At 37.0% G+C, this 6279-nt stretch carries 5 protein-coding genes; all 5 read right to left on the minus strand.

The window, feature by feature from the left end; all coding sequences use genetic code 11:
* Window positions 1-423: 423 nt before the first annotated feature.
* Complete coding sequence (locus ACEN33_RS11580; protein ID WP_407089675.1) at window positions 424-954, minus strand: acyl-CoA thioesterase; 531 nt, start codon at window positions 952-954, stop codon at window positions 424-426.
* Window positions 930-1841, minus strand: coding sequence for a ribokinase (gene rbsK / locus ACEN33_RS11585; RefSeq protein ID WP_407089676.1), 912 nt, complete (start codon window positions 1839-1841; stop codon window positions 930-932). The genes ACEN33_RS11580 and rbsK overlap by 25 nt, the downstream gene beginning before the upstream one ends.
* Before the next feature lie 244 nt (window positions 1842-2085).
* The gene (locus ACEN33_RS11590; RefSeq protein WP_407089677.1) at window positions 2086-2961 is read right to left on the minus strand and encodes a metallophosphoesterase; all 876 of its coding nucleotides are present in this window, start codon (window positions 2959-2961) and stop codon (window positions 2086-2088) included.
* On the minus strand, window positions 2945-4792 hold the full coding sequence (locus ACEN33_RS11595; protein WP_407095154.1) for an ElyC/SanA/YdcF family protein: 1848 nt from the start codon (window positions 4790-4792) through the stop codon (window positions 2945-2947). Before ACEN33_RS11595 ends, ACEN33_RS11590 begins: the two co-directional genes overlap by 17 nt.
* Window positions 4789-6165 (minus strand): ABC transporter permease, encoded by a 1377-nt coding sequence (locus ACEN33_RS11600; protein ID WP_407095155.1) that lies wholly within the window; start codon window positions 6163-6165, stop codon window positions 4789-4791. The genes ACEN33_RS11595 and ACEN33_RS11600 overlap by 4 nt, the downstream gene beginning before the upstream one ends.
* Window positions 6166-6279: the final 114 nt, after the last annotated feature.

Genomic DNA, 6279 nt, shown 5'->3' on the forward strand with positions numbered 1-6279 from the left:
TTCTAAATTTAAGGTAATATTTAATTGAGCCATAATAATCTTCCTTTCAATGTTTGTCTGTCAACTACATTGTACCAAAGAGATTATTATGGTTTTTTACTTTTACACAATTATATGGGCTTTATCAGTATATTTTTCTTTTATATATACATACGTAAAAAATGGGCATTTCCATTATTTTATTTGCAGATTTTTGAAATAAATTTGGATTAAGCTGGTTAAGGTGCGTCGTGAGCTGGTACGACGTACCGCAAATCAGTTTCCGGAGCGTCGTGGGTGAGTACGATGCGCCGTATTCGCGAATGCGGAGTGTCGTGAGTCAAAACGACGCTACGCAAGTCAATTTACGGAGTGTCGTGCCGGTTCACGACGCCCCGCAACCAAATAAAAAAGCCAAAGCAGTTGTGCTTTGACTCTATTTTCTTATCCCCAAGGGAATTCAATTGAAATATTTTCTTGAAATTCACGATCTGCCAGGCGATCTTCTGAACGTTTCTTACGACGCTCTGCGTAACCTTTCATTATGTAGCGCTCTTCTTTAGTCTCCGCTTCAAGTTGCGGGATGTCTGGCGCATTTTCGTCCACGACCACAAATGTTAAAAAGGCTGTGGCAGCTAAATAGCGTTCGCCGGTTGCTAGATCCTCTCCGATGACTTTCGCGAAAATTTCTGCTGAGCGTTTGCCAACACCCGAGACGATCGTTTCGATGCACACCGAATTCGATACGGGTAATGGTTTAATAAAATTCAAAACATCCATCGAAGCAGTTACACCAAGGGAACGCGTATGTCTTGTGAAACTAATCGCTGATACGTTATCAATCATGCGCATTAAATTTCCGCCGTAAAGTGTGTTGTGACGGTTCCCGTCCCCAGGCATAATCAAGTGCGTCTGCACCACACGTGAGTCACTTACTTTTTTAATTGTCATTATTTTTCTCCTCCAAATTTCCATTTTGTGTTAAATTCTTTATGTTCTCGCATTATTTCTAAGGTCGGCATCCCTGCTTGGGCGCCTTTTTTAGTGATTGAAAGCGAGCCAGCTAAATTCGCAAACTGCACACTCTCTTCTAAAGCCAAGCCTGAAGCTACTCCAAACGCTAGCGCCCCATTGAATGTGTCACCCGCTCCAGTTGTGTCGACCACGTCCGGCACATCAACCGCCGGAATCCACTGACGTGATTTTCCGTCGAAGAAGACCGCTCCTTCAGCTCCTAAAGTGACGATAATTTTATTAGGATATTTTTGTAAAATATTTTCCATCGTCTCCTCGGGAAATAGCACCTTGAACTCGGATTCGTTCGGAGTCAGATAGTCTACTTTAGCAATGTAAGCTTCGCTCATTTCACGTGCGGGTGCAGGGTTGAGTATAATTGGCGTATCAACTTCATTACACATATCAATTAATTGCTCAATGGTTTCAACTGGTGTTTCATTTTGAACAAGCACAATATCAAAACTTTTCACTAGCGCTTTTGAAATATCTTCTGGCTTGACCTCGTCATTTGCACCAGCAACGTAAATAATCGAGTTGTCTCGCTCAACTAAAGTGATGATCGCCGATCCGGAAGGCACACCGCTCACATTTTGAACTGCGTCTGTATTTATGTTTTCATTTTTTAAATTTGTCACTAAACGATCCGCGAACTCGTCATCGCCAACTGCGCCAATCATTGATACATCGGCACTTAAACGCGCAGACGCCACTGCTTGGTTCGCACCTTTACCACCAAAACATGTTTCAAATGAATCTCCAAAAACCGTCTCACCTTGCTCAGGCCGGCGACTCGCCTCTACGACAAAATCCGTGGAAATACTGCCAACTACCCCTATTCTTACCATATAAAAACCTCTCTAACTTGCATTCTATACCTATTATACCAAGTATTGCGGAAAAATATACGCCCAGCGCCTCGGAAAATAGAATATGACGACTTGGTGCGGTGCATCGTGACCTCCCACGACGGTCCGAAAATGAGCTTGCGTAGCGTGGTGCTAGCTCACGACGCCCCACAACCCACAATACTACCCTTTTCATTCAAAATTTCTATAATGAAAAAAGCCTGCTACAAAGCAGGCTCACTTATTACAAATCTTTATAAAATACACATTCAGATTGAACTGAATCATCAGTAGCTAAATCGATATATCGTATACCACGAAAATCCCCAGCCTTCTCTTCTTTACCACTAAACATTCCATAGAAAAGATGAATTCCTTCCCAAAGCAGTTCTGCGTTGTTCAAATGGTTATGTCCACAAAACACTCCATATATTTGATCTGAAAAAAGTAATTCAGAAAATAGCCCTGTATTTACTCGACTTGTTGATATCAATTGATCTGGTTCCAATAAAGTGCCACTAACAATTTGATCCTTTGCTCTCAAGTATTCTGGTATAGGAATATGAATAAATAACAGATTATCTTTGAGCGCTTTATATTCCTTGCTCGCTTCTCTAAACCACTCTACTTGTTTTGGTAAAATCCAATCATTAGTCTTCATCGGGCCCGGAGCCACATGTCCAGTATCCATTACATAGAGTACGCGATTTAAAAAGCCTCTCGCATCATTAACTTCAATGACATATTGAGTTAAATCTCCTACTATTTTTTCATGTTTTCGAATTACTTTATTTTTAACGACTTTGTTAAACAACTTTTCTGCGTCCTGTCGGCTCAATTCAAATTCTGTATCATGATTTCCATAAGTGATTGCCTTTGGTATATCAAACTTATTAAGAAATTCAAAAAAGCCAGTCATTATTCCAAGTTCTTCTGGATTATTATAACTATTACTAAAATCTCCTGTAATCATTATTAAATCCGGTTGAATATGTTGAATTGCATTAAATATATCAGATAAAATTTGTTCATCATTGTCATCAAAAGGATAATGATTTAAATGAACATCCGTTACCTGAGCAATACGAAATTTTCCTTCTTCATTAAAAGTTACTGTCATTAAATCTCACACTTTCCAAATCATTTTTAGTATATAGTTCCAAGGCTCTAAACAGAGTACTATAAGTTAAGCGTCTTTCATTTTGTGGTATATCAATTATCATCTCTTCAGCTGAAGAGCCGTAAATATCTAAAGTATAATCTACGGAATCTAAAGCTCCGATTAAACTCAAAATTGCTCGAGGTAAATGTGTCACCGAAGTAACTACACTACAGTTTTCAAAACGTGATTCTTTTAATATTGGAGCTATCATAACGCTATTTCCAACGGTATCTTTCGCTAAAGGCTCCATAATTATACGCTCTTTAGACACACCATGTTCAATTAAAAAGGATGTCATTGCTTCTGCTTCATTAAACGGTGTTGTGACTGCACCACCACTCACTATCACTTTTGCTTCAGGGAAAGCTTGTGATAATTCCAAACCTTTTAGGAGCCGATTTTCTAGAATACGTGGAATTTCTCCTTTATCAGTTAATCCATATCCATAAATTGCAATCACATCTAATGAGTTTAATTTTTCTAAATCGGAAACTACATGCTTTAAGTTTGAGTACTCAGAAATTATTTCTAAATATTTTTGTAACTTCTCAGCCCATTTTGGATGATAGTTTAATAATTTTTCTATATAAACTTGAGCTTCTTCTTGTTCATTATTGGCTATTCGACTAATTGCTCCTAACCAAAGCGCTTGTAAATCATCTGGTTCAACCCCTAGAAGCTTATCAATAACTTTCATTAAAGTTGAATGTGCTTCATAGACAAAATATATTTCCGCTTTGAATCTTAATGCATCAATGGCTGTCGTTTCTGACTTTTCCAGTTTAGTTAACTCAGCTAATGCTCTTTTCATTTGCCACTCGTTCACTAAATCAACTACTGATTTAAAAGCAGCTTGGTTGCTATAACTTTCCCCAAGTAGTGGGCGTAACTTTTGTGGATCAACTAGGCCGTTGTAATCTTTAAAACTCTCTTGTTCTTCCAAATATTTGTCATTTTTTTCAATCTTAATCCGATAGTCGGTCAAGAAATTCGGCCAATCAGTTTGTATAACATCGATGTTCCGAGAAATAAATGCATCCCAACCAGAATTTAATGAATCAAGTAATGACATGTCATCATCAAAGTTGGCAAATAAATTGAAATTTTCACCTAGTTTCTCAGCATTTGCCATCAAAAAGAACCCATGGTTTTTGAGTATTTTAATAAAATTCTTATCTAATAATTCACTATCGACTGATTTTACAACTAATTCCATTCCAACTGTGTTCAAATTGTCATATCCTAATACACTTATTACATCTTCGTGGCTTTTAACAATTGGCATAAAAGCAAGATCACCGGCGTTTCTTTCGAATGAAGTAAGCCACCTATTATTGACTGGACTTTTGAGTAAAAGAGATTTACTTTTCCCAGAATTGTGTATCAGTGAAAAAAATGATTTATCTTCCCAATAATGCCATGAACGATCAATATTAACTAATCTATCATTCGGGAGCCATGATAAAAATTCAGACAACCTTTGTATTCGATAACCTGATGGGTTACCTAATGAATTTAACACCGAAGCGCTATCTATAAAGTCAGAATTAAATTTCCAAAAAGGCTTGTTAATACCTAATAAGTCTAACTCCCCACCATCATGAAAGAGATAAAAAACTCCATCTTTGGATCGACAAATATCAATTTCTACAATATCAGCTCCAGCTGCATAAGCTAATTGAGCAGATTGAGTTGTGTTTTGAATAATATTGCCTCCCCAAAAGCCACGATGAGACATTATTAAAAAAGGATACTTGTTTAAGTGGTATTGAAATCTATTATTTATCATTTTCTGCCTCGTTTTCTATTCGATGCTCTTACGAAACCACTTCGTTTCTCCCCAACTCGTGTACCTCGTCCATAAACAAAGTAAAGTACTAATGAACTCACAACCATTAATAGCACTGAGTAAACTAAGTTTACAGCAACTGCATCAACGTTTGCTCCAGGTGCTGCATTTTCCCTAATGGCAATCCCTAGCGTCGGTCTCCCTGGTTGATATAGGAAAACGGATAAATCATAATCTGCTAAATAACTGTTAAAATTCAAAGCAATTAAGGCTAAGGCTGTTGGTAATAAAGCTGGAAATATTACTTGCCAAAATGTCCTGAAACCTGATGAACCAAGTACGCGTGAGGCATCTTCTAGGTTTTGATCGAAAGAGTAGTATGCACTCTTCAAATACCTTAAAGTTGAGGGTAGCATCATAATTAAATATACAACTGGTAATACCCACCATGTTCCGACTACTAAATTACCAAAAAGCAAAGCAGACGGTTCATCGTAAGCTAGAATTACTCCTAGTGCGATTAGTAATGTTGGTAGTAACCAAGGTATATAAAATGCTAACTCAATACCTTCGAAAAAATTATTTTTTCGATGAGTCATAACTAAACGGACTATAACTAACATGAAGATTACAGAAGCAACAGCCGCAATACCAGAGAATGTAAAACTGGTTAATATAGGTTGTAAGTTGCCTGCATCACTCAAAATACTTTGGTAATGCTCTAATGTAAAGAAGTCCATCGATAATATTGATTGTGTAATGCCTTGTGTATCCATAAAACTAAACAATACTACTAATATTAAAGGAAGAACATAAATTATAAATAGAACATATGCAATTATATGAATTACAGTATTTAATATTGGATTGTTAATTTTTTGTTTTATTAGTCTCGTTTTTGTTTTAGAAATTGATAAGTAATTCCCTTTTTTTTCGTTGTATGTCATCACGATTAGTAATACGATCTGAGCTAAACCTAAAACTAGTGAAAGTAAAGCAGCGATGTCACGGGAAGCTGGGCGTTGAGAAAATGTCAATATTAGAGGTGAAATTGTTTGGAAACTTCCACCTACCATTAGAGGTGCTGACATCGCACTCAGTCCAATTTGAAATGACATGATTGTCAGTGTAATTAGTACAGGCTTCAACATTGGAATGACAACACTCTTTAATATTTGCCACTGGCTACTCCCTAAATTTTCTGCTGCTTCAATGACACTACTATCCAATCCTTTTACAGCATTTCTCAAAAACAACATGTGATTTGATGTACAGGCAAAAGTCATTACAAACACTACTGCTGGAAATCCCGTAAACCATTGTGGATCAAGATTGGGATTAATTGAGAGCAGTAACTTTGTTGGTTCTATAATTAATCGTGTTGGTGAGTTCTAAAAACTCACTGGTACGTTTTTTTGTATATCAATAGAAAAAGGTCAGTAGATTCCCTTATAATTAAGTCGACCAAAACCAATCAAAGGAGAATC

Source organism: Ruoffia sp. FAM 24228 (genome assembly GCF_045528575.1).
GTDB classification, from domain to species: Bacteria; Bacillota; Bacilli; order Lactobacillales; family Aerococcaceae; genus Ruoffia; species Ruoffia halotolerans.

What these genes read in the sequence shown, in the direction of transcription:
- ACEN33_RS11580 (WP_407089675.1), bottom strand. Translation starts at nt 954, where the DNA reads ATGGAAATTTGGAGGAGAAAAATAATGACAATTAAAAAAGTAAGTGAC.
- rbsK (WP_407089676.1), bottom strand. Translation starts at nt 1,841, where the DNA reads ATGGTAAGAATAGGGGTAGTTGGCAGTATTTCCACGGATTTTGTCGTA.
- ACEN33_RS11590 (WP_407089677.1), bottom strand. Translation starts at nt 2,961, where the DNA reads ATGACAGTAACTTTTAATGAAGAAGGAAAATTTCGTATTGCTCAGGTA.
- ACEN33_RS11595 (WP_407095154.1), bottom strand. Translation starts at nt 4,792, where the DNA reads ATGATAAATAATAGATTTCAATACCACTTAAACAAGTATCCTTTTTTA.